A 22,610-nucleotide genomic window follows, 5' to 3' on the forward strand; every position below is an offset into this window, starting at 1 on the left:
CTATTCAACCGACTCTTTGGCCGGCGCTCTCACTTCCTTTGGCTTCAAGGCCGACATCGGGTCGGTCAAATCCGCCAGGCTCCACAAGGAATCCTTCCCGCTGGCCGCGTTCCTGCGCGACAGCGGCGAGCAAGCCGGGTCCGGGACGGACGGCGCTTGCGTCGTCGCGCTGGTATTGCAGGCCGGCCGCGACAGCGTCCTGGTCGTCGAGCCGGACGACAGTGCACCGCGCACGATCTCGTTGGCCGAGTTCGGCGAACGGTTTCTGGGCAAAATCATCCGCGTCACCCCGGAGAGTACGGATGCCAGCGATCCCGACAGTGAAGAACTTGCGCGCCAGTCGCGTCGATTCGGATTCAGCTGGTTTGTTCCCGAATTGCTAAAACATAAGAAATTGTGGCAGGAAGTGTTGCTCGCATCGCTGGTGATCCAGCTGATTGCGCTGGCAACGCCCTTGTTTACGCAGGCGATCATCGACAAGGTTGTCGTCCATCACAGCCAGAGCACGCTGATCGTCATCGCCATCGGCATGGCTGTGTTCATGCTGTTTTCGGCGGTACTGTCGTGGATGCGCCAGTATCTGGTGCTCCATACCGGTAACCGGGTCGACGCCGCGCTGGGCGCGTCCGTGTTCGGGCGTTTGTTCAAGCTGCCGCCGATGTACTTCCAGCACCGTCCTACAGGCGTCATTGCGGCGCGCCTGCAGGGGGTTGAAACGATTCGCGAATTCATCTCCAGCGCGGCGGTCACCCTGGTGCTGGACTTGCCGTTCCTGCTGATCTTCGTGGCGATCATGTTCTACTACAGCGTGACCTTGACGCTCGTGGTACTGGCGATTCTGGCGGTTATTGTTCTTCTGAGTATTGTGGTCGCGCCAATTTTCCAGGACCGTTTGCAACAGCAATTCCTGCTGGGGGCGCGCAACCAGGCGTTCCTGACCGAGTACATCGGCGGACTGGAAACGGTCAAGTCGCTGCAGATGGAACCGCAGCTCGACGCCCGCTACAGCAACTACCTGGGCAGCTATCTCGACGCCAGTATGTCGACCAAGCAACTGGCAAACGGCTACAACACCTTGTCGAACCTGCTCGAACAACTGATGAGCCTTCTCATCCTCGGGGTCGGCGCCTACACCGTGATGAACAATACCGAGTTCACAATCGGCATGTTGATCGCGTTCCAGATGTTCTCGGGCCGCTTGTCGCAGCCGATGCTGCGCCTGGTTGGCTTGTGGCAGCAGTTCCAGCAGGCCAGCCTGTCGGTCGACCGCCTGGGCGACCTGATGAATGCGCCGGTGGAACCGTATTCCCTGGTGCCGGCGCGCACCAATACGCGCGCCGGCAAGATCGAGATCGACACGGTTGCTTTCAAATACGCCGAGCACTTGCCGCTGGTGTATCAAAACCTGTCGCTGACGGTGCAGCCGGGCCAGACCATCGGCATCATGGGCGCCTCCGGTTGCGGCAAAAGCACACTGGCCAAGCTGCTGCAAGGTTTTTACCAGCCCAGCGCCGGGCGCATTCTGGTCGATGGGGTTGATATCCGCTATCTGTCCGCCAATGAACTGCGCAGCCATTTTGGCGTGGTTCCGCAAGAGACGGTCCTGTTCTCGGGCACCATCTTCGAGAACCTGCAAATGGCCAGTCCCGACGCCAGTTTCGAGCAGGTCACGGCGGCGTGCCAGATGGCGGAAATCCATAGCGCCATCGAGGCGCTGCCCAAGGGCTACCAGACCGAGATTGGCGAGCGTGGAGCGGGCCTGTCCGGCGGGCAGAAGCAGCGTATTGCGATTGCGCGCGCCTTGCTCAAGCGGCCGAGCATTCTCGTCTTCGATGAAGCGACGAGCGCACTCGACCAGTCCACCGCCGAACAGTTTGCGCACACCATCAACGCCTTGCGCGGCAAGGTCACGATGCTGTTCATTACCCACGGCATGCCCAAGGGCTTGCAGCTCGATGCAGTCTATCGACTCGGCCCGAACGGAGCGCAGCGCGTCACCCTGGCGCCGGCTCCTGCCTCGCTCGGCAACCCAGGGTTCCCGAATGCCGAATCGCCCCTTAGCGCCGCATAAACAGAAATGACTACCATGAGCTCGAATCAAACGCCCGCCGCTGCGGCGGCCCCATCCCACGCCGATCCGTCCGGCGCGACGGTCATTCCACTACGTCCGCCCAAGCGCTGGCACGACCCTTTAAGCCGGATTGAACGGCAGGACCCCAGCACGGCGGGCCGCATGGTGCTGCGCGCGGTGTCGGTACTGGTGCTGGTGCTGATTGTATGGGCGGCCTTCGGCAAGCTCGACATTATCGCCAGCGCCGACGGCAAGCTGGCGCCGCAAACTCTGGTCAAGATCGTGCAACCATCCGAGGCGGGCGTGGTCAAGGAGTTGCTGGTGCGGGAAGGCGACACGGTCAAGGCCGGGCAGGTGCTTGCGCGCCTGGATGCAACGCTCGCCAGCGCCGACAAGAGTGGCGTCAGTAGTGACCTGGTTACCCAGAAAATGCAGGCGCGGCGCATCGAGGCTGAACTGTCCGGTAAACCGATGATGGCGCACAACGGGGATGACGCGCTGTTGTTCGCCCAGGTGCAACGCCAGTACCAGGCGCGCCGTGGTGCATTCAACGATAGCCTGGAGCAGGAGAAAGCACTGTTGCAAAAAATGGAGTTCGAAAAGAAGAGTGCCGGCGAGACGCTCGCCAAGCTGGAGCAGACCCTGCCCACGTATCAGGCGGCCGCCAAGAACCTCGCCGAGCTGTCGCGCGACGGGTATGTGCCGACGCGCCAGAGCGATGACAAGGGGCGCGAGGCGATTGAAAAGGCAAAGGATCTGGACGCGCAACGGTCGACCGTGGCCGCGTTGAATTCGGCGATGGCGGCGCAGCGCCAGAAACTCAGTCAATTGCACAGCACGTACAAGAGCGACCTGGAGCGTGAACTGGCGGAGATTCGCGCCAAGCTGGGCCAATTGCAGCCCAGCCTGGACAAGAGCAGCTATCGCGAAGGACAGATGGTGCTGCGCGCACCGCAGGATGGCGTGATCAAGGACCTTGCGACGACCACGACCGGAGCGGTGGTGCAGCCGGGCGCGGTTGTGCTGACCTTGGTGCCGAAAGACGAGCTGTTGTTTGCCGATGTGAATATCAAGAACGAGGATGTGGGGTTTGTCGCGGTGGGGCAGAGTGCCAAGGTAAAGCTGGCGGCGTACCCGTTTCAGCGGCATGGCATGTTGAGCGGGACTGTCATTCACATCAGCGCTGATGCCAGCGAGCCATCGCGGGCGGATGAGGGCGGGGGTGGGAGTAAGGGGCAGCCGAGCGGCAGCGCGAGTTACAAGGCGCGCATTCGCCTGGATCGGCAAGCGCTGAATGATCCGCAAGGCAAGCTTCTTCATATTGCGTCCGGGATGCAAGTCGTGGTGGAAATTAATCAAGGTAAGCGTACTGTATTGGAATATCTGTTATCTCCGGTGCAGAAGGCGGCTGCTGAAGCCGCGCGTGAGCGATGAGGGCGTGGCATGGGACGAGCCTGAATTTTTATCTTTATCCAATTTTTCCTGTTCGCCACTCAACTATTTGGCAGGGGGAAATAGGCGATTTTTTCAATTCCGCATGAAAATTAAGCAGATGGGAAACGTTAATTTTGAATTTGGATTTAATAATGGGGGAATTAATGGTGATAAAAGTAATGCAGCGAACAATGCTGGGAAATTGCATAATCTTGATCGGTAAAAAATTGGAGATTGTATGGAAATAAAAGCGCCAAGTATTTTTCAGGGGCAAGGAAAACGATTCTTTTTAATCATTGCATCGTTGTCAGTAATTTTTGTCGGCGTTTGGTACATTAAGGCCAAGGCTGCACATGCGGCCTGTCAGCAAAAAATATATGGGGAAGCGCGAGAATTGGAACGGAAAAATAAATTGAGCGAGGCACGTCGCCTTAATGAGTTTTTGTGCGATGAGAGTTTTTACCAGGATCCACAAAATAGTGAGGGGACGTGTAGGGCGGCAGAACGACTGGGGAAGTTATTTTCAGCGGCCGAAATTGAGATCAAAGGAGCGCTTGAGAACTATAAAAGAGAACGTGGAATTTATCCTGATAGTCTGAATCTCATCCGGGATCAGTTAAGTAAAAATGCGAATAACATTGCTGCGCAACTAGTATATTGTAAGAAAATGCATATCAATGACAAAAAAGGATTGTGTGAAAATGGCACGGGTTTCTTTTCTGCGTCCCCTTTCATGTTAATACCTGTAAGTGAAGATTTCAGAAAATCTCCATCAGCGAAGGATGAAAATGTTCCGATTTTACGGCAGTGCGCGGTGACTTTTTTTTGATTCTGAATTATTGCATTTTATGGTTATTGAAAAATTTGAACGTGGCACTGAATTATATCGTGGGGTGGGCAAACTCGTTTGCTACCGCATAACATTTGTAGTTTGTAAATGGAGTATTGTATGACTTTGCCTACTGCTGTAGAGATTACCAATTTTTACCTATATGGTAAAACTGCCGTCCCCGCTGATCTTACGGATGCAGCACTAGTTAGATCGTCTGGCATAGTCGAGTCTTTCGACATTGCAGTCGTTGAGTACATGGCCGGGCCTGGTCGTTTCGTTGTCCCTGCTGATTTTGAAGCAGTGAATCGATTTTTGAGTCCAACTCTACATGATACATCTTCGCATGCACTTGTTCCGGGTGTCTACGACAAAAAAGAAATTTTCGCCACGATGGGCATCGAATCAGCGATCGTTAAGGTGAATCAATCGTGGCATGATGATCATAATGGAGATTATCTTGATCGGGCTTATATTTGGGGGAATACCGCTTTCTATATAGCCTCAAGTGCGCGTTTCATTATCGAGAAAGATGGGCGGCGCCATATTGAGGATTTCGCTATTTTGCCTTATGTAAATAAGGATAGTTTTGAGAATTTCGATTTAACCGGTGGGGACATTTTTACTGATTTTGCCAACAACAAAATTGGCCCGCGCATAGATCCATCCAGTGTTGGGAGAACGGAAAAATTGATCACTGGACTTGGTCGGAGGATTAATTTTAGATTTACTAATGAAGCTCTATTGCCGTTACGATCAGTGAATTTCAATTCTATGGGGAGATCCGCCGGGAATGGCGTCTTGCCAATCGAAGTAATTTGGGAGAATGAAGAATTTCTAACTAAGCTTTGGAATGCGCGTAGCACGCGATTTATCGATAACGCTGGGCGTGGCATTGTTTATGGGACGGACAATGCCGATGTCATGGACGCGGATTACTTGAAACGATCAAAATTGTCGTTTGATATTGATCCACGACTAAAAAAAGCAATCGAAGACTATGGAGTTGCAATCGTAGGTGCTGGCGGCGCTGATGAGTTGACAGGCGGTGTACGTGGTGATGCGTTATATGGCGGTATTGGGAATGACACCTTGACGGGCGGTGCAGGCAAGGACAAATTACTTGGCGGGGTAGGCAACGACAAACTCGACGGCGGCACCGACAACGATCTGCTCAACGCCGGCGAAGGCGACGACACATATGTATTTAGCGGTAATTACGGTAACGACGTCATCTACGATCTCGGCGGCGTTGGCCGCATTCAAATCGATGGCGTGACGATCGGCAAAGGCATCGCTAACGGCAAGCGCGACCAGTGGCGCTTCGACATGGGCGGCGGCGTTTCAGCCACGCTGTCCTTGATGGATTCCGCTGAGAGTAGCACCGGCAAAAAACTGGTGATTGCCAAAGGTAACGACAGCAATAATAGCGTCAGTATCAGCAATTTCGATCTTGCAAAGGCGCAAGCGGGCGGCTACCTGGGCATTCAGCTCGACGGTGCGGTCAAGGCCGCGATCAAGGTCGGCGGTGGCGGCAATGTCTGGAATCAGCCCGGCTTCGACGGGAGCTTGTCAGGCAGTACCGAGCTGGTGGAAGGCACTGGCCGCACCTTCACGCTCTACCTGAACCAGGCGGCCAAGGCAGGCCAGACTGTTACCCTGAAGATCGGCGGCACTGGGGATAGCCTGAAAGCCATCCTCGGCGACGTCACTGTGCCCGCCAGCGGCGCGCTCATCCCGCTCGTGGAGGGACAGACACAGGTCTCGTTCGCGCTGGTCCAGGAGGGCCCATTGAGCACCGATGCCAGCGCGACTGTGGCAGCGAGCGTCTCGGGCAAAGATGGCCTCATCACGACCAATACGTTCAACCTGGTCCTGAAGAACAGCGGCGACTTCACGCGCACGCTGCGGGGCGATCAGAGTCCGCCGCTGGTAGGCGAATACTACGATTGGAGTAAAACAGAGTGGTTGGCCGACGGCACGATGAGCAATGGCGTGACGCAGCCAAATTTCCCTGACGTACTTCGGGCAGGCCCCCTGCGCGACAGACTACTTGGCATGGGTGGCAACGATGCGCTCGATGGGGCGGGCGATGCCGACTACATCGACGGCGGCGATGGCGACGACATGATCGGTGGCGGCCCAGGCAGCGATTACCTGTTGGGAGGCGCGGGAAAAGATCACATTTCCAGCTCGTCAACCCTGAACATGCCGCGCCGCACAAGTTCGAAGGATACTTGGAAACCACCGGAGGGGAAGCCTGTTGTCACCGCTGGCCCAAATTGGGGGGTGTATGTCAAGAGCGTTGGCGACAGCCCGGTCAATACCTGGGATGGTGTCGATGATCCATTCGGCGCGGATTCTGATTATATCGATGGTGGAGCTGGCGACGATACGCTGATCAGTAGCGATGGCGCCGATCGTGTTCTCGGTGGTACGGGTAATGACAGGATCAGCGGGCGCGCCGGCGACGACGTACTCGAGGGTAACGACGGCAACGACAACATCGATGGCGACGGTACAACCGTGACGGGTTTGCTCAGCAGCGTTAGCGATTCGATACACGGTCACGATTTCGTCGATGGCGGGGCCGGGAATGACACGATTTCCGGCGATGGCGGTTCCGACGTCGTGTTCGGTGGCGCCGATAACGACAAAATATGGGGTGACTCGGCCGGCAAAACCGACGCCAAAAATTATGCGGGCCTTCAATTCCATGGCGAGGATTACCTCGATGGCGAAGATGGCGACGACTACATTGAAGGCGGCGCCAGGAACGACACCTTGTACGGCGGCCTCGGCGCTGACAATTTATTAGGGGACACCTCTGCAGCGAATCTATCTTCTCCTGCGGACAATGCCCTCATCTGGGGCGAGGACTACCTTGATGGTGAAGAAGGCAACGACAGCCTGACTGGCGGTGGCGGCAATGACGCCATGTTCGGCGGCACCGGCGACGACAAACTGTGGGGCGATTCGTCAGGCGCCAGCACGGACGAAAGCTATATCAAGGCCGAGTTCCAAGGCAATGATTATCTCGATGGCGAAGATGGGAAGGATTTCTTGCAGGGCGGTGGCAAGAACGATACCTTGTACGGTGGCGCGGGCGATGACGCGCTGCTGGGCGACATGTACGGGTCGCAGGCAGCGGGCGACGCGGCGTTTGTATGGGGCAATGATTATCTTGTCGGCGAAGAAGGCAAAGACACCATCGAAGGCGGCGGTGGCGACGACACGCTGAGCGGAGGAACTGGCAACGACTTCTTGTTCGGCGACGAAGGCAGGCTGACGCTGAACGGCAAGCTGCACGGCAACGACCTGCTCGAAGGCGGCGAAGGCGATGATCAAATGGCTGGTGGCGGGGGCAAGGATAGCCTGATCGGCGGCGCCGGTAACGACCTCATGTGGGGCGACGATGAGGCGGCCAAACTGCTGGTCGAATGGAATGACAGCGATTTTCTTGATGGTGGCGATGGCAACGACCAACTCGTTGGGGGCGGTGGCGACGACGTACTGCTGGGCGGCGCCGGCGACGACGTGCTCGATGGCGGCAGCGGTGCCGACATCCTCGATGGCGGGGAAGGCAACGACAGCTACACCGTCGACAATGTCGGCGATGTGATCCGTGAAACCGCGCCGCCGGCCCCCGCCACGGCGAGCAAACAGTCGTCCACGTCCGGGGGACTGGACCAAAGCGGCGACGCCTTGATGATGATGGCCGGCTCGTCCGCAGCAGTGGTTGCCGTGCCAGGCATTGATTACGTTACCAGCAGCGTCAGTTATCAGCTCGGCGACAATCTCGAGAACCTGACCCTGACGGGCAATGGCAGTATCGATGGCAGCGGCAATGAACTGGCCAATAGCATTACTGGTAACGCTCTGGGCAATACGCTCGCCGGTGGCGGCGCCAATGACTGGCTCAAGGGAGGCGCAGGCAATGACGTGTACCTCTTTAACCGTGGCGATGGTGCGGATGCCATCGATAATACCGATCTGTTGCGCGATACCGCCAATCCGGCAACCGTTCAGGCGGTCGATGTGCTGCGTTTCGGCGCGGGTATTGCCGAGTCGGATATCCTCGCGCAGCGCGGCGGTAACGATATGGTGTTGAGTATCAAGGATAGTAGCGATCAAATCTTCATCAAGAATTACTACGCTCCCGATTTGATCGAAGGCACAAAAGTCTCTGACCAAAAAATTGACCGTATCGAGTTTGCCGATGGCGTGGTCTGGACTGCCGCACAGGTCGATGCAAAGATTGTCCGGCAGCAGAATAACAAGACGCCAGTGGGTGGGCCGGGGATCCCCTATCTGTCAGCGCGCGCGGGCGTGCCCTTCAGCTACACCCTCGCCGCAGCCAACCTGACCGAGCCGGATGCGGATGACAAGCTGAACTACAGCGTTACGATGAGCAACAATTCGCCGGTGCCTGCCTGGCTGAAATTCGATGCTGCGACCCGTACGCTGTCGGGCGTGCCCGACGCCGCGAGCGTCGGCAACTTTCAGGTATCGATAAAAGCAAGCGACAATTATGGCGCCAGTGCCATCATTGGCATTGGGGTGAATATCGGTGCGGCCAACCTTCCGCCGGAGGCCAAGCTTGTGCTGAACGACTTGAAAACGGCGCGCGGCATGCCTCTCAGCTACACCTTGCCCACTGGCCTTTTTGTCGATCCCGACAAGGATGCGATGACCTACAGCGTGACTCTGGACAGCGGTGGAGGTTTGCCATCCTGGTTGAAATTCAATGCCGCAACAGGTGTCCTGAGTGGTACTTCAAGCACCCTCGAGCGTCTGGTACTTGCCGTAACGGCCACCGATGCCAACGGGCTGAGCACGAAAACCTTGCTCAAGCTCGACGTTGAAAACCGCGCCCCGACAGTCGTTGTGGTGCCCAAAGGATCAGGCGGCGCGGCCAACGATCTGTGGCAATTGAGCATACCGGCCGGTAGTTTTGCCGACGCCGATGCAGGCGACATCCTGTCCTATTCGGCGAGTGCCGCCAACGGCGGACCTCTGCCGGCATGGCTCAAGTTCGATCCGGCCACGCTGACCTTTTCGGGTATTCCGCCGGTGACGGGACCGACCACGGTCCTGATTACGGCCAGCGACAGCAACGGTGCGCTGGTCTCGGCCCCGTTGACGATCTTGATCGACCCCAACGAGGCCTACACCGGTACCGCGGCGGCCGAGCAGAAAGAGGGGGGCTGGGGCCACGACACGCTCAAGGGCCTGGCCGGCAACGATACCCTGCTCGGTGGGTTCGGCAACGACCGCCTTGAGGGCGGGGTGGGTAACGATCTCCTCAAGGGCGGCGGCGGTGCCGACACCTATGTCTTCGGTAAAGGCGACGGCAACGACACCATCGACAACCAGGATATGCCATCGCACGCCGGTGTCGACACCATCGAGTTCTTGCCTGGCGTCGCGGTGGCCGACGTCAAGCCGGTCCGCGTCGACAACGACCTGATCCTCAGCTTGCCGGCCAGCGGCGACAGTGTGCGTGTCTTGAACTACTTCAAGGCTGACGAGCTGGCGTTGTCGCAGGTGGAGACAGTCAAATTTGCCGACGGCACCAAATGGACCCTGGCCAACATCCTGCCCTTTTTACTTACCGGAACCGCTGGTAACGACAAGCTGTACGGCAGCGATGCCAACGACCTGATGGATGGCAAGGCCGGGAACGACCGCGTCGAGGGTTTCGCCGGCAACGACACCCTGGCCGGGGGCGCTGGCAACGATGACCTCATCGGCGGCGGCGGTACGGACACCTATCGTTTCAACAAGGGCGATGGCAAGGATACGATCAGTGACGTCAGTCCGGTCGTCGTCTCACCCGAGGTGGACCGGCTCGAGTTCGGCGCCGGTCTGGCGCCTGCCGATGTGGAGGCCACGCGCGACGGACCCACCTTGCGCCTCAATTTTGGCGCCACGGGCGATGGCGTCACCATATGGAGCTACTTCAGCGGCCGTACCGACCTCAACCTGGCGGTCGAGCAGATTGCATTCGCCGACGGCACGCTGTGGACCATCCCCATGGTCCATCAGTTGACGCTCAAGGGCACGGACCTGAACGACAAGCTCGAAGGCTTTGCCGGCAACGACCTCATCACGGGCCGCAAAGGCCAGGATACGCTGCTGGGCCTGTCTGGAAACGACAGCCTGTCTGGTGGGGAAGGCAACGATACGCTCGATGGCGGCGCTGGCGACGACGTGCTGGGCGGTGGGCCAGGGCGCGACCGGATGGTGGGTGGCGCCGGCAACGACACCTTCTTGTTCGGCAAGGGCGATGGACCGGATGCGATCGTCGTCAATGATGTCGCGGCCGGCAAGGTCGACACCATCCGCATCGCCGACGGCGTGCTGGCCAGTGATGTGCTGGTCGAACGATGGGAAAACAAGCTGGTCCTCACGATCCTCCCTGGCGATACCTTGTTTGTTGAAGACTATTTCTTGTCGACCAATGGAGTTCGTACTGGAAAGATCGAACAAGTGCTGTTTGCTGACGGCAGCAGTTGGAATACCGCTGCCATCGATCAGATGGCAGTCCCGCACAGAAACGAACAGCCGTTAGCCCGCGATACGATTCTTCCGATGTATGGCAACATCAACAGTCCGTTCAGCGTGGTGTTGCCGACGGATAGGCACGAGGAGTATGACCGGTACGATGTGCTGTCGTTTAATGTCGGGCCGCTACCTGGCTACCCTGCATTGCCATCGTGGCTGAACTTCGATCCCCTCACCATGAGACTATGGGGGACGCCAGCGGCCAGCGATCAGGGTAAGTTGGTTTTCTACCTCTACGGCACGGATTTGTACGGCGAGAGCGCGAAAGCGCCATTGAACCTTACTGTCGGTCCGGCAAGCGTGGCGCCCACCGTCAAGTCGGCCATACCCGACGTCGCCACTTCGGAAGGGTCATCATTCCAGTTCAGCCTTGGCGACGTGTTCGCGGACGCGGACCAAGGCGATGTGCTCACTTACAGCGCCACCCTCAGTACAGGCGCCGTGCTGCCCGAATGGTTGACCTTCGATCCGGTGCTGCGTCGTTTCAGCGGATGGTACGACACGCCATCGACCGTGAGCGTCAAGGTGACAGGAACCGACCTGAGCGGCAAATCCGCATCGGATGAGTTCGATATTGTTGTCAGTCCCAATCTCAGCATCGAAGGCACGCCTGGCAATGATGTGTTGAATGGGGGACCCGCGAATGACCGGCTCGACGGATTGGGAGGCGACGATGAACTCGATGGCGGGCCTGGCTACGATGTTCTGCTCGGCGGCACCGGCAACGATACCTATTCGATCTACGACGAAAGCGACCTCATTTCCGAATACGAAGACGAGGGCACCGATACGGTTCGTACAACGCTGGCCAGTTACGCGCTGCCCGACAATGTCGAGAATGTTGTGCTCAGCGGCGAGGGCGAGGGCGCGGTCCTGACCGGCAACACGCTGAACAACCATTTGATTGCCGGTAATGGCATCCAGACGATTGATGGTGGCCTGGGCAAGGACACCATGGCTGGCGGCGCGGGTGACGACGTATACCTGGTCGACAACACACTCGATGTCGTCGTCGAACTGGCGGGGGACGGGGATGATCATGTCGATGCCAGCGCTACTTTCACCCTGCCAGCCAATGTGGAATCGCTGACCTTGACAGGCGAGGACAATATCGGTGCCACCGGCAACGCCGACAGCAACCTCATCGTCGGCAATGCGGGCAACAACCGTCTCGATGGCGGCGCCGGCATGGACCGCCTGTTCGGAATGGCGGGCGACGATACCTATATCATCGACAGCATGAATGATGAGATCGAGGACGAAAGCGGCATCGATACCATCGAGCGCAGCTTTGATTCGCACTACTACCTGATGACGGAGATCGAAAACTTGACCCTGACCGGCAACGCGGTCATCGGTTATGGTAACGAGCTTGATAACGTCGTTACTGGAAACGGGCTTAATAACAATCTGAGTGGCTTCGCGGGAAATGACCGCCTCTTTGGCAAGGCCGGCAACGATACGCTGTTTGGCGGTGCCGGTAACGATCAGCTCGCGGGTGGCACGGGCAAAGATTACCTGAAGGGCGAGGCGGGCGATGATGTGTATTTATTCGAACGTGGCGACGGCAACGATCAGATTGATAACCTGGATGACATCAGCGCCGTCGACACATTACGCTTTGGCAAGGACATTACCGAGAGCGACATCAAAGTGGAGAAGAATAATGGCCGCCTGATACTGACAATCAAGGGCACCACGGATTCAGTCTTTTTCGCTAATTATTTTTCCCCCGACGCAATCAATAATGGCGTGTCCGCGAATAATAAGATAGAACGCATCGAGTTTGCGAACGGAATTACATGGAATCAGGCCAAGATTCAAAGTTTCATTGATAGCGCGGCAGCGAATAACCGGCCGGACGTCAAGTTGCCGGTACCTGCTTTCACGGCCCAGGTTGGCAAGCCTTTCACCTATACAGTGGCCGCCGGGACGATTGTCGATCCCGACCCTGGCGACTCCGTTACGTACAGTATCCGTGCCGATAAGCTGCCTCTGCCGGCCTGGCTCAAATTCGATCCGGCGTCGCGCACGCTAGCGGGTACACCTGCGTTGGCCGATATTGGTACGACGCCATTCCTCCTGATGGGCACCGATAATTATGGCCTGGCTATCGGAACCTATGTTTCGGTCGTGGTCAACCCCGCAAACCGCTCGCCCGTCCTGTCCAGCGCCCTTGCCGACCAGTCCAATGCGCTTGGCACCGCCTTCAGCTATGTGCTGCCGGCCGGCGCTTTCACCGATCCGGATGCAGGCACCGTGCTTTCCTACAGCGCCACCTTGGCCGATGGAGCCGCATTGCCGACGTGGTTGTCGTTCAATGCCACTACCCGTACCTTCGGCGGCACGGCGGCCACGGCGGGAAAATTCAGCGTCAAGGTGAGCGCCAGGGATAGCGGGAATCTGAGCGCGAGCGATGTCTTCGACCTCACCGTCGGCTTGCAGAATCAGACACTGAGCGGTACCGCCAGCGCCGATCAGTTGAACGCCGGTGCCGGTAACGATGTGCTCAATGGCATGGCAGGAAACGACGCGCTCAGCGGCGGCGCCGGCAACGACACGCTCGATGGCGGCGCGGGCACCGATACCATGACTGGCGGTGCGGGTGACGATACCTATATGGTTGAAGCAGGCGCCGACAAGATCATCGAGAGCGCCAGTGGCGGCACAGATGTTGTTCGTTCCACAGTGAGCTACATCCTGCCTGCGAATGTGGAAAACCTCACCTTGACTGGTACCGCGCTTGCCGATGCGACAGGCAATGAACTCAACAACGTCCTGGTCGGTAACGCGGCCAGCAACGTCCTCAACGGCATGGCCGGCATCGATACCATGACTGGCGGCGCTGGCGACGACGTGTACATCGTCGATAATATCTCCGACGTCGCGATCGAAGCGGCCAACGAAGGCAGCGATACGCTCAAGTCCATTTTCAACAGCACGTTGGCGGCCAATATCGAAGCGCTGTTCCTGACAGGCTCGGCCGGCGTCAGCGGCACGGGCAACACGCTCAACAACCTGCTTGTTGGCAACATCGCTGACAATGCGCTGAGCGGCGACGCCGGCAACGACCTGCTCCAGGGCGGCGCTGGTGACGATACGCTGACTGACACCGTGGGCAATAATCTGCTCAATGGCGGCGCCGGCGCCGACAAGCTCACCGGTGGGCTCGGCAAGGAGATGCTGATGGGCGGCGCCGGCAGCGACGTCATCGTGACGGGCGGGGGCGCCGATATCATCGCGTTCAACCGCGGCGATGGGCAGGATGTGGTCAATGCGAGTGCCGGCAAGGACGATACCGTTTCGCTGGGCAAGGGCGTGCTGTACGCGGATTTGCTGTTCAAGAAAACCGCGAACGACCTGATCCTCGTTACCGGAGCGTCCGAACAGATCACCTTCAAGGACTGGTATGCGGCGCCGGCCAATCGCAGCGTTGCCAATCTGCAGATGGTGATCGAAGGCGGCAGCGACTACAACGCCACCTCGGCCAACAAGTTGAACAACAAGAAGGTGGAACAGTTCAACTTCGACGGACTGGTCGGCGCTTTCGATGCAGCCAGGACGGCAACGCCGGCCATGACCAGCTGGGCATTGTCGACTTCCCTGCTCAATTTTTACCTGAGCGGAAGCGACACGGCGGCGATAGGCGGTGATCTTGCCTATCAATACGCCGGGAATGGCAACCTGTCCTCGATGTCGATGTTGCCAGCCGGCGCATTGTTGTCGAGTCCTGCGTTCGGTGTCAGCGCGCAGCCCCTGCAGGCAGGTTCGGCATTACGCGATTTGTCGCCGCAACTTGTCTGATTGAGTGACGTCCAGAAGCGGGCGAAAACCCGCTTCTTCCTCGTGCAAGCCGTCCGTCTTACCTCGGGCGGCATTTTTACACGAATGGATCCGCGAACGCACTGGTAAATAGTCCGGCAGGGTGCGGCGCGGCGCTGCGTTGATGTCAAGGACGCCATTTACCGCTTTCGTGCTGGGGTGCAGGGCAATGCGCACCGATTCTGGACGAATGGCAGCCCCTGGAACGATGATCGGCAAATTCGGCAGGGGAAACTAGTCAGAAGGATGCAGTATCAGGTGGCAACATGAATGATCGGCTTGTGAAAGGCACCGATGACAATCACGTCGTCGATAATCTGGGCCGTCAGTCTGACCTCGCCGTCCAGCAGATCAAATCCAATAATCGTATACGACCCGTCGAAAGATGCCTCATAGAAGTCGACAGAGGTCGCCTCTGCAAATTCGTGCCAGGGAGATTCTGTATGCGCTTTTAATGCTCGCAACACGCGTCTGTAAAGCACGAGGTCATCGGCCATCAATTTGTTCAGCTGACGCGAAAATATCGAGCCAGATAGATCAAACCGGGCAAACGCGGGATAGGGCATCAAGAAGCATCTCTTGCTTCATCCAGAAGACGATCAAAGTCGTCTTTTGACATCGGCTGCGGGGGCGTTGTGCAAGCCCGTAAGGCATTTTCTTCAAGCGCGCGCAGAGTCAGCTCGCTGAACCCTGCGGATGCCAGCGGTGCAGGCGGAACGTCGTTGAGCGCTTTTTCACCATGTTGCTTAGTCAGTGTGACGGTTTTTTGTGATTTACGGACCATGTCGTCCTCCATTGTCATGGCGACTTCCCGGCGTGGCAATCGAACAGCAGCACAGGCTTTCGCTGGTAAGCATCAGCACGTCGGGCTTCTATCCTTACCGAATTCTCTACATCGTGGGTACATACTATCATGTCCCTGCGCGTGCGCGCATCGAAGCGCGCCCTCAACCACGGGGAAAGCCGTCACTTTCGCCAGCTCCATGCTCGGCCTCATACAAAATTCCCAATGACCCTCATTAATACAAACAATGAGGTGTCCGGCCTATCTTGTCGTATCATAGAAACCAATGAGAGCTTCTCATTCGATAGTTTTTCTTAACCCACAAAACCACGCACGAGGATATCTATGTCGCTGATCAATACGCAAGTTCCAGAGTTCAAAACCCAAGCTTTCCACAACGGCAAATTTGTTGAAGTCTCGAACGAGTCGATGAAGGGCAAGTGGTCGGTCGTGATTTTCATGCCTGCCGCGTTCACCTTCAACTGCCCGACCGAAGTCGAAGATGCAGCCCAGAACTACGCCGAGTTCCAGAAAGCCAACGCGGAAGTGTACATCGTCACCACCGACACCCACTTCTCGCACAAAGTCTGGCACGAGACCTCGCCTGCCGTCGGCCAGGCCCAGTTCCCGCTGGTTGGCGATCCAACCCACAAACTGACCCGCGCCTTCGGCGTGCACATCGAAGAAGAAGGCCTGGCGCTGCGCGGCACCTTCATCATCAACCCGGAAGGCGTCATCAAGACCCTGGAAATCCATGACAACGCCATCGCCCGCGACGTCAAGGAAACCCTGCGCAAGCTCAAAGCTGCCCAGTTCGTCGCCGCCAACCCAGGCCAGGTTTGCCCAGCCAAGTGGAACGAAGGCGCAAAAACCCTGACCCCATCGCTGGACCTGGTCGGCAAGATCTAAGTAGTCATGCACTAGCAACACCCCGGGGAGGGCGCGGCGCCTTGCGCTGCCTTCCCCGCACCGGGAACCAGCCCGACGGTTCCCGGTCTTAATTCAAGGCACTTTCTTACGGATATCAACATGCTTGACGCCACCTTAAAAACCCAGTTGCAAGGCTATTTGCAAAACCTGCGCGCGCCGATTCGTCTGATCGCCACGCTCGACGACAGCGACAAAAGTGCCGAACTGCGTGAACTGCTGGCCGAGATCAGCAGCCTGTCCGATAAAGTCAGTGTTGACGAGTCGGGCACCGACAGCCGCAAGCCCTCATTCGTGATCGCCCGCGAAGGCGAAACCCACGGCGTGCGCTTCGCCGCGATTCCGCTCGGCCATGAATTCACCTCGCTGGTGCTGGCCTTGCTGTGGACCGGCGGCCATCCGCCCAAAGTGGAACCCGACGTCATCGACGCCATCAAGGCGCTCGACGAATCGATGGATTTTGACGTGTACATGTCCCTGTCCTGCCACAATTGCCCCGACGTGGTGCAGGCAGCGACCCTGATGGCGGTGTTCAATCCGAAGATCCGCACCGTGATCATCGACGGCGGCATGTATCCGGCCGAAGTCGAGGCGCGCCAGGTGATGGCGGTGCCGATGGTCTTCAAGAACGACACCATGTTTACGTCCGGTCATATGACCGTGGAAGAACTGGTCGCCAAGCTCGACGTGAATTCGGCTGACCGTGAAGCGAAGAAACTCAATCAAAAATCCGCCTACGACATGCTGATCGTCGGCGGCGGCCCGGCCGGCGCGGCAGCGGCGGTGTATGCGGCCCGCAAAGGCATCCGTGTCGGCGTGGCGGCGGAGCGCTTCGGCGGCCAGGTCAACGACACCATGGCCATCGAGAACTATATCTCGGTGCTGGAAACCGACGGGCCCAAATTCGCCGCCGCCCTTGAGGCGCAGGTTCGTCATTACGAAGTCGATATCATGAACCTGCAGCGGGCCGAGCGCATCGTTCCCGCGGCCACGCCGGGCGGCCTGGTCGAGGTGCACATGGAAAACGGCGGCGTGCTCAAGGCGCGCAGCGTGATCGTCTCGACCGGCGCGCGCTGGAGGAATGTCAACGTGCCCGGCGAAGCCGAGTACAAGAACAAGGGCGTGGCGTATTGCCCGCATTGCGATGGTCCATTGTTCAAAGGCAAGCGCGTGGCCGTGATTGGCGGCGGCAACTCGGGCGTGGAAGCGGCGATCGACCTGGCCGGCATCGTCCAGCACGTTACCCTGGTCGAGTTTGCCGATGCGCTGAAAGCCGACGCGGTGCTGGTCAACAAGCTCAAAAGCCTGTCGAACGTGACCATTCACGTCAATGCGCAGACCACCGAGATTACCGGTGATGGCCAGAAGGTCAATGGCCTCGGCTACAAGGATCGTGCGACCGGTGCCGAGCATCACGTGGCGCTGGAAGGCGTGTTCGTGCAAATCGGCCTGGTGCCGAATACCGAGTTCCTGAAAGGGACTTTGGAGCTGAGCAAGTACGGCGAGATTGTCGTCGACGCCAAATGCCACACTAGCCTGCCCGGCGTGTTTGCCGCCGGCGACGTGACCACGGTGCCGTACAAGCAGATCGTGGTCGCTGCGGGCGAAGGATCGAAAGCGGCACTGTCCGCCTTCGATTACCTGATTCGCCAGCCAGTGGTGACTGATGTTGCCAAGGAAGAGGAAGTGGCGGAAGCGGCCTGATTTCCGGTTTGCATCGCTGTCCCGCAAAAACGCCCGGTGTCGACCGGGCGTTTTTGTTTGCATGCTTACACGCCGCAGTAAGCAGTCTTGACGGTGGTAAAGAACTCGGCCGCGTACGTGCCCTGTTCGCGCGAGCCGTAGCTCGACCCTTTGCGCCCGCCAAACGGCACGTGGTAGTCGACGCCCGCAGTCGGCACATTGACCATCACCATGCCCGCTTCGGCGTGGCGCTTGAAGTGGGTCGCATGCTTGAGCGAGGTGGTGACGATGCCGCTGGCCAGGCCGAACTCGGTATCGTTGGCCATGGCTAATGCGTGCTCGTAGCTGTCGGCAGGAATGACCATGCCGACCGGGCCGAAGATTTCTTCGCGGCTGATGCGCATGTCGTTGCTGCATTCGGTAAACAGGGCCGGTCGCAGGAAGAAGCCCGGCGTGGCGCACTCGACCCGTTCGCCGCCGAAGGCCAGGGTGGCGCCTTCTTCGCGGCCGATACCGATGTATGCCATATCCTGGTCGAGCTGGCTCTGGTCGACCACCGGGCCGATGTCGATGCCGGCGCCGAGCGCGTCGCCAACCGTCAGGGCAGCCAGTTTTTCTTTCATGGCGGCTACAAAGGCCGGGTAGATGCCCTTTTCGACGATCAGGCGGCTCGACGCCGTGCAGCGCTGGCCGGTCGAGAAGAACGAGCCCTGCACCGCGCAGTTGACGGCGGTGGCGAGGTCGGCATCGTTGAGCACGATCAGCGGATTCTTGCCGCCCATCTCGATCTGCACCTTGGCCATGCGTCCGATGGCGGCGGACGCCACCTTGGCGCCGGTCGCGGCCGAGCCGGTGAAGCTGATCGCGTTGACGCGGCGGTCATGCAGGAAGGCCTGGCCGACCACGCTGCCGCGGCCCATCACCAGGTTGAACACGCCCGGCGGCAGGCCGGCGCGGCTGATGATTTCGGTCAAGGCCCAGACGCTGGCCGGCACCAGCTCGGCCGGCTTGATCAGCACGCAGTTGCCGTAGGCCAGCGCCGGTGCGATTTTCCAGGATGGAATGGCGATCGGGAAATTCCACGGTGCGATGATGCCGACCACGCCGACCGGCTCGCGCGTGACTTCCACGTCGAGGTTGGGACGCACGGACGGCAGCTTGTCGCCGCGCAGGCGCAGGCATTCCTGGGCGAAGAATTTGAAGATGGCGCCGGCGCGGGCGACTTCGCCGATGCCTTCGGGACGGGTCTTGCCTTCCTCGCGCGAGAGCAGGGTGCCGAGCTCTTCTTTGCGGGCCAGGATTTCGCTGCCGATCTTGTCGAGCGCGTCCGCGCGCAGCTGGATGTTGGACAGCGCCCAGCCCGGTGCGGCGGCAGCGGCGGCGGCAATCGCCAGCTCGGTTTGCTGCGCGTCGGCCTGGGCGTAGTGACCGATGATGTCGTTCGTGTTCGATGGGTTGATGTTGGCGGAAGACGAAGCGCCGTCGACCCAGGCGCCGTTGATATAGTTCTGTTTCATGGAAGCTTTCTACGTGGCTCGCAAGGGCTCGCGATGCGTGTTTATCAAAAAACAAGAGCTTACCATTGCGGGCGCAATGCTGCCGGCGGGAGGGCGCCGATCAGGGGGTGTTGTGCCGATTGCGGCGCTTATCGCGAGCGCCGGCAACCGGCCTTCATCAAATGGATCAATGCTTGTAATGCAAGGCCAGGCCCACCGCCCGGTCATACCTGCGCGTATCGCGCACCAAACCCGGGTCCTTGTTGAAATAATCGTGATACGGCTGGTCCAGCAGATTATTCCCATCCAGCGTCACGGTCAGCTGCTTGCTGATCCGGTACGACAAGGACCCGTCCAGCGAGCGTAACGGCGCCACATACAAGTCCAGCTTGTCGTTGCCGCGATAGCGTTCCTCGGCCATGAACTTCGAGCGCCAGTTGTACGCCAGGCGCGCCGACCAGGCCTCCTTCTCGTACAGCCCGACCAGGTTGTAGGAGGTCTTCGACATCCCCAGGAATGCCGATTCGCGCCCGTCCGGGTTGGTCTGCTTGCCGGTGATGTAGGTGAAGTTCGCCTCCAGTCCCAGCCCGCTGAGCATCCCCGGCAGGAAGTCGTAAAACTGCCGGTAGCTCATCTCGAAGCCTTCCAGGTTGGCCTTGGACAGGTTGTACCGGCGCGTTACATCGTATTCGCGGCCATCGATGATTTCGCGCGCCGCCTTTTCCACTGAACGGTCGGTAAACTTGTGCTTGAAAACGGTCCCGGTGAGGGAACCGGTTGGCGCGAAATACCATTCCAGCGCCACGTCGATATTATCCGACCTGGTCGGCCGCAGGTTCGGATTGCCCGCCGTGCCGGTGCCGACGATGCCCGACGAGTTCGCGGTCGCCGCCACGCCGTCGGTCAGACGCAGCGCCGGATTGTAATCGGCAAATGCCGGCCGCTCGACCGCGCGGCCGGCGACCACGCGCCCCACCAGGGTCGGGCGCAGGTCCGCGCGCAGCGCAAAACTCGGCAGCACGTCGGTGCGGCTGGTATCGACCGACACCGGCGCCACCACGCCGACGATCGACGAATTGCCCTTGAGCGTCTGTTCGGTGCGCACCACGCGCGCGCCCACCACGCCGCTGATCGGCACGCCCATGTGGAAGCCGAATTTGGCCTTCGCATACAGGGCCGAGGTGCGTTCCACGTCGCTGTAGTACGACAGTGGATTGTCTTCCAGCTGCGCCGGCGAACCGGTGAGGATGGTGCGCACCACGTCGGTGTGATCGAGGATGTAGTTATAGTCGGCCACCACGTAGCGGTTCACGCCATAGTTGCCGCCGGTCGGCGCCGACAGGGTCCACAAGCCCGGGAATTGGCTCGCCGGCACGCCCTTTTGCGGGCTATTGTCGTACCACATATCGCGAATCCCGCGCGACGACGCCTTGCGCTCGGCCAGGCGCACGCCGCCGGCCAGCTCCTTCACAAAACCGAGGATGCCGTTATCAATGGCGTCGTACACCACATCGCCGCGCCAGTCGTTGGACGTGCCCTGGCGCGCGTTGGCGATGTCGGTGCCGCCGCGCACGCGGAATTTTGCGTCGTCCGGGTTTTCCATGTTCGTGCCCGGGAAGTCCATGTAGCCGCCGCCCGCACGCACCGCGCCCACGAAGCCGCGCGCGGTGTAATCGAAATCGAAAATCACGCGCCGCTCCTTGAAGTAGCTGGCGGTACGCGCCACTTCGGTGGTGAACCGCAGCTTGGGCGTGGCATCCCAGCGCGCGCCCAGCGCCACCTGCTCGTTGCTTACATCGTGCTGGTAGGCCTGGGTCGACGCAAAGCCCGGCGCATCCTGGTTCAGGCGCGTGATGGTATCGAGATTGTTGGTGCCCGGCTTGGTGGTGATGGTCGCGCCGGCGAAGTGCGGCGGGAATCCGATCATGAAATTGTTCTGGTAGCGGTGGTCGATATTCGTGCGGAAGCCTTCCGCGAATACTTCCACGGTTGGCGCCGGGCGCCACTGCAGCGCAAAATTGCCCGCCTCGCGTTTGCGGTCGCCGTTGCCCATGAAGCGGCCGAAGTTCTCGGCGCCGGTGATGCCGTTGTCGATCGGGAGCGGAAAGCCGGCGAACGCCACCTCATCATGATAGCGCCCGCGCTGGTACGACAGGCCGACCAGCGCGCCGATCTCGCCGATGCCGGTTTTCCAGCGGTCGCTGAACATCGCGCTCACGTCGGGATTATTGGTCTTGGCCTTGTCGCGGTTTTCGACGCGCGCGTTCAGCTTGATTTGCCGTCCCTTGAAATCGAACGGCCGGTTGGTGCGCACGTCGATCACGCCGGCGGTGCCGCCTTCGGGCAGGTCGCCGCCCTGGGTCTTGTAGACATCGATCCGCTGCAGCATGGACGCCGGCACATCGGCCAGGTACAGGCTGCGGCCGGTATCGGAGAAGAACTCGCGCCCGTTCAGGAGTGCGACCACGCCGCCGAGGCCGCGGATGATCACGGTGCCCGCTTCACCGGCGCCGCGCGTGACCTGCACGCCAGTGACGCGCTGCAGGATTTCGGCCACGTTCTTGTCGGGGAACTTGCCGATATCGTCGGCGACGATGGAGTCGACCACCTGGTCGGCGTTTTTCTTGATCGCCTGCGCGCTTTGCGCCGCCTTGCGCACGCCGCTGACGGTGACCACCGCCGTATCAGCCGGTGCGGGAATCGCTTCCTGGGCGGCTACGCAGAGGTGCGTCAGCATGCCTGTGGCGAGCAGGGAAGCGACCAGCGATTTGAGGACGATCGGATGGGCCGCGCGGGAGCGGCCACGGGCGAGGGCGGGATGGTTCATGGGTCTCCATTATCGTTATTGAGCTAGATGCTCTTGTTTGCCCGAATAATAGGGGACGCGCACGAAATGCTCCAATCATGTTTTTGCCGAAGGTGATACCGATCCGGGTATCGGCGACACCCGTGTCGTCCCCGGCCTTGGCGGCCCGCCACGGCCGGGGACGACGCTAC

The 22,610-nt window shown here is 59.3% G+C and carries 11 protein-coding genes; 7 read left to right on the top strand and 4 right to left on the bottom strand.

All coding sequences use genetic code 11. The features are described from left to right. The first annotated feature begins 16 nt into the window (after positions 1-16). From F2P45_RS05520 to F2P45_RS05540, 5 genes are all read left to right on the top strand, one after another. Positions 17-2,071, top strand: coding sequence for a peptidase domain-containing ABC transporter (locus F2P45_RS05520; RefSeq protein ID WP_308613334.1), 2,055 nt, complete (start codon positions 17-19; stop codon positions 2,069-2,071). A 15-nt stretch (positions 2,072-2,086) separates the two neighbouring features. After that, positions 2,087-3,505, top strand: coding sequence for an HlyD family type I secretion periplasmic adaptor subunit (locus F2P45_RS05525; RefSeq protein ID WP_229504931.1), 1,419 nt, complete (start codon positions 2,087-2,089; stop codon positions 3,503-3,505). Beyond that, positions 3,495-3,728, top strand: a complete 234-nt coding sequence (locus F2P45_RS05530; RefSeq protein WP_166871275.1) for a hypothetical protein — start codon at positions 3,495-3,497, stop codon at positions 3,726-3,728. Before F2P45_RS05525 ends, F2P45_RS05530 begins: the two co-directional genes overlap by 11 nt. Before the next feature lie 15 nt (positions 3,729-3,743). Next, entirely contained in the window at positions 3,744-4,334 is a 591-nt protein-coding gene (locus tag F2P45_RS05535) for a hypothetical protein (protein WP_166871276.1), read from the top strand. A gap of 120 nt (positions 4,335-4,454) precedes the next feature. After that, positions 4,455-14,705: a putative Ig domain-containing protein gene (locus F2P45_RS05540; RefSeq protein WP_166871279.1), complete on the top strand. Its 10,251-nt coding sequence runs from the start codon at positions 4,455-4,457 to the stop codon at positions 14,703-14,705. A gap of 272 nt (positions 14,706-14,977) precedes the next feature. Here F2P45_RS05540 and F2P45_RS05545 read toward each other — a convergent pair whose 3' ends face one another. Further along, positions 14,978-15,292, bottom strand: a complete 315-nt coding sequence (locus F2P45_RS05545; protein ID WP_166871281.1) for an RlpA-like double-psi beta-barrel domain-containing protein — start codon at positions 15,290-15,292, stop codon at positions 14,978-14,980. Then, positions 15,289-15,525: a hypothetical protein gene (locus F2P45_RS05550; RefSeq protein ID WP_166871283.1), complete on the bottom strand. Its 237-nt coding sequence runs from the start codon at positions 15,523-15,525 to the stop codon at positions 15,289-15,291. The genes F2P45_RS05545 and F2P45_RS05550 overlap by 4 nt, the downstream gene beginning before the upstream one ends. A 327-nt stretch (positions 15,526-15,852) precedes the next feature. Here F2P45_RS05550 and ahpC point away from each other — a divergent pair, with 327 nt between their 5' ends. Next, the gene (gene ahpC / locus F2P45_RS05555) at positions 15,853-16,416 is read left to right on the top strand and encodes an alkyl hydroperoxide reductase subunit C (RefSeq protein ID WP_166871285.1); all 564 of its coding nucleotides are present in this window, start codon (positions 15,853-15,855) and stop codon (positions 16,414-16,416) included. 120 nt (positions 16,417-16,536) lie between these two features. After that, positions 16,537-18,138: an alkyl hydroperoxide reductase subunit F gene (gene ahpF, locus F2P45_RS05560; RefSeq protein ID WP_166871287.1), complete on the top strand. Its 1,602-nt coding sequence runs from the start codon at positions 16,537-16,539 to the stop codon at positions 18,136-18,138. A 65-nt stretch (positions 18,139-18,203) separates the two neighbouring features. Here the strand turns inward: ahpF and F2P45_RS05565 are convergent, their stop codons facing one another. Both F2P45_RS05565 and F2P45_RS05570 read right to left on the bottom strand, forming a co-directional pair. Continuing rightward, positions 18,204-19,634, bottom strand: a complete 1,431-nt coding sequence (locus F2P45_RS05565) for an aldehyde dehydrogenase family protein (protein WP_166871289.1) — start codon at positions 19,632-19,634, stop codon at positions 18,204-18,206. A gap of 166 nt (positions 19,635-19,800) precedes the next feature. Beyond that, positions 19,801-22,440, bottom strand: coding sequence for a TonB-dependent receptor (locus F2P45_RS05570; protein ID WP_166871291.1), 2,640 nt, complete (start codon positions 22,438-22,440; stop codon positions 19,801-19,803). Positions 22,441-22,610 lie beyond the last annotated feature (170 nt).

This window comes from Massilia mucilaginosa, assembly GCF_011682145.1.
Taxonomy (GTDB): domain Bacteria; phylum Pseudomonadota; class Gammaproteobacteria; order Burkholderiales; family Burkholderiaceae_D; genus Telluria_A; species Telluria_A mucilaginosa.

Bases quoted from the DNA above. Each gene is read 5' to 3' on its own strand.
- F2P45_RS05525 (WP_229504931.1), top strand. From the start codon at position 2,087: ATGAGCTCGAATCAAACGCCCGCCGCTGCGGCGGCCCCATCCCACGCC.
- F2P45_RS05535 (WP_166871276.1), top strand. From the start codon at position 3,744: ATGGAAATAAAAGCGCCAAGTATTTTTCAGGGGCAAGGAAAACGATTC.
- F2P45_RS05540 (WP_166871279.1), top strand. From the start codon at position 4,455: ATGACTTTGCCTACTGCTGTAGAGATTACCAATTTTTACCTATATGGT.
- F2P45_RS05550 (WP_166871283.1), bottom strand. From the start codon at position 15,525: ATGACAATGGAGGACGACATGGTCCGTAAATCACAAAAAACCGTCACA.
- ahpC (WP_166871285.1), top strand. From the start codon at position 15,853: ATGTCGCTGATCAATACGCAAGTTCCAGAGTTCAAAACCCAAGCTTTC.
- ahpF (WP_166871287.1), top strand. From the start codon at position 16,537: ATGCTTGACGCCACCTTAAAAACCCAGTTGCAAGGCTATTTGCAAAAC.
- F2P45_RS05565 (WP_166871289.1), bottom strand. From the start codon at position 19,634: ATGAAACAGAACTATATCAACGGCGCCTGGGTCGACGGCGCTTCGTCT.
- F2P45_RS05570 (WP_166871291.1), bottom strand. From the start codon at position 22,440: ATGAACCATCCCGCCCTCGCCCGTGGCCGCTCCCGCGCGGCCCATCCG.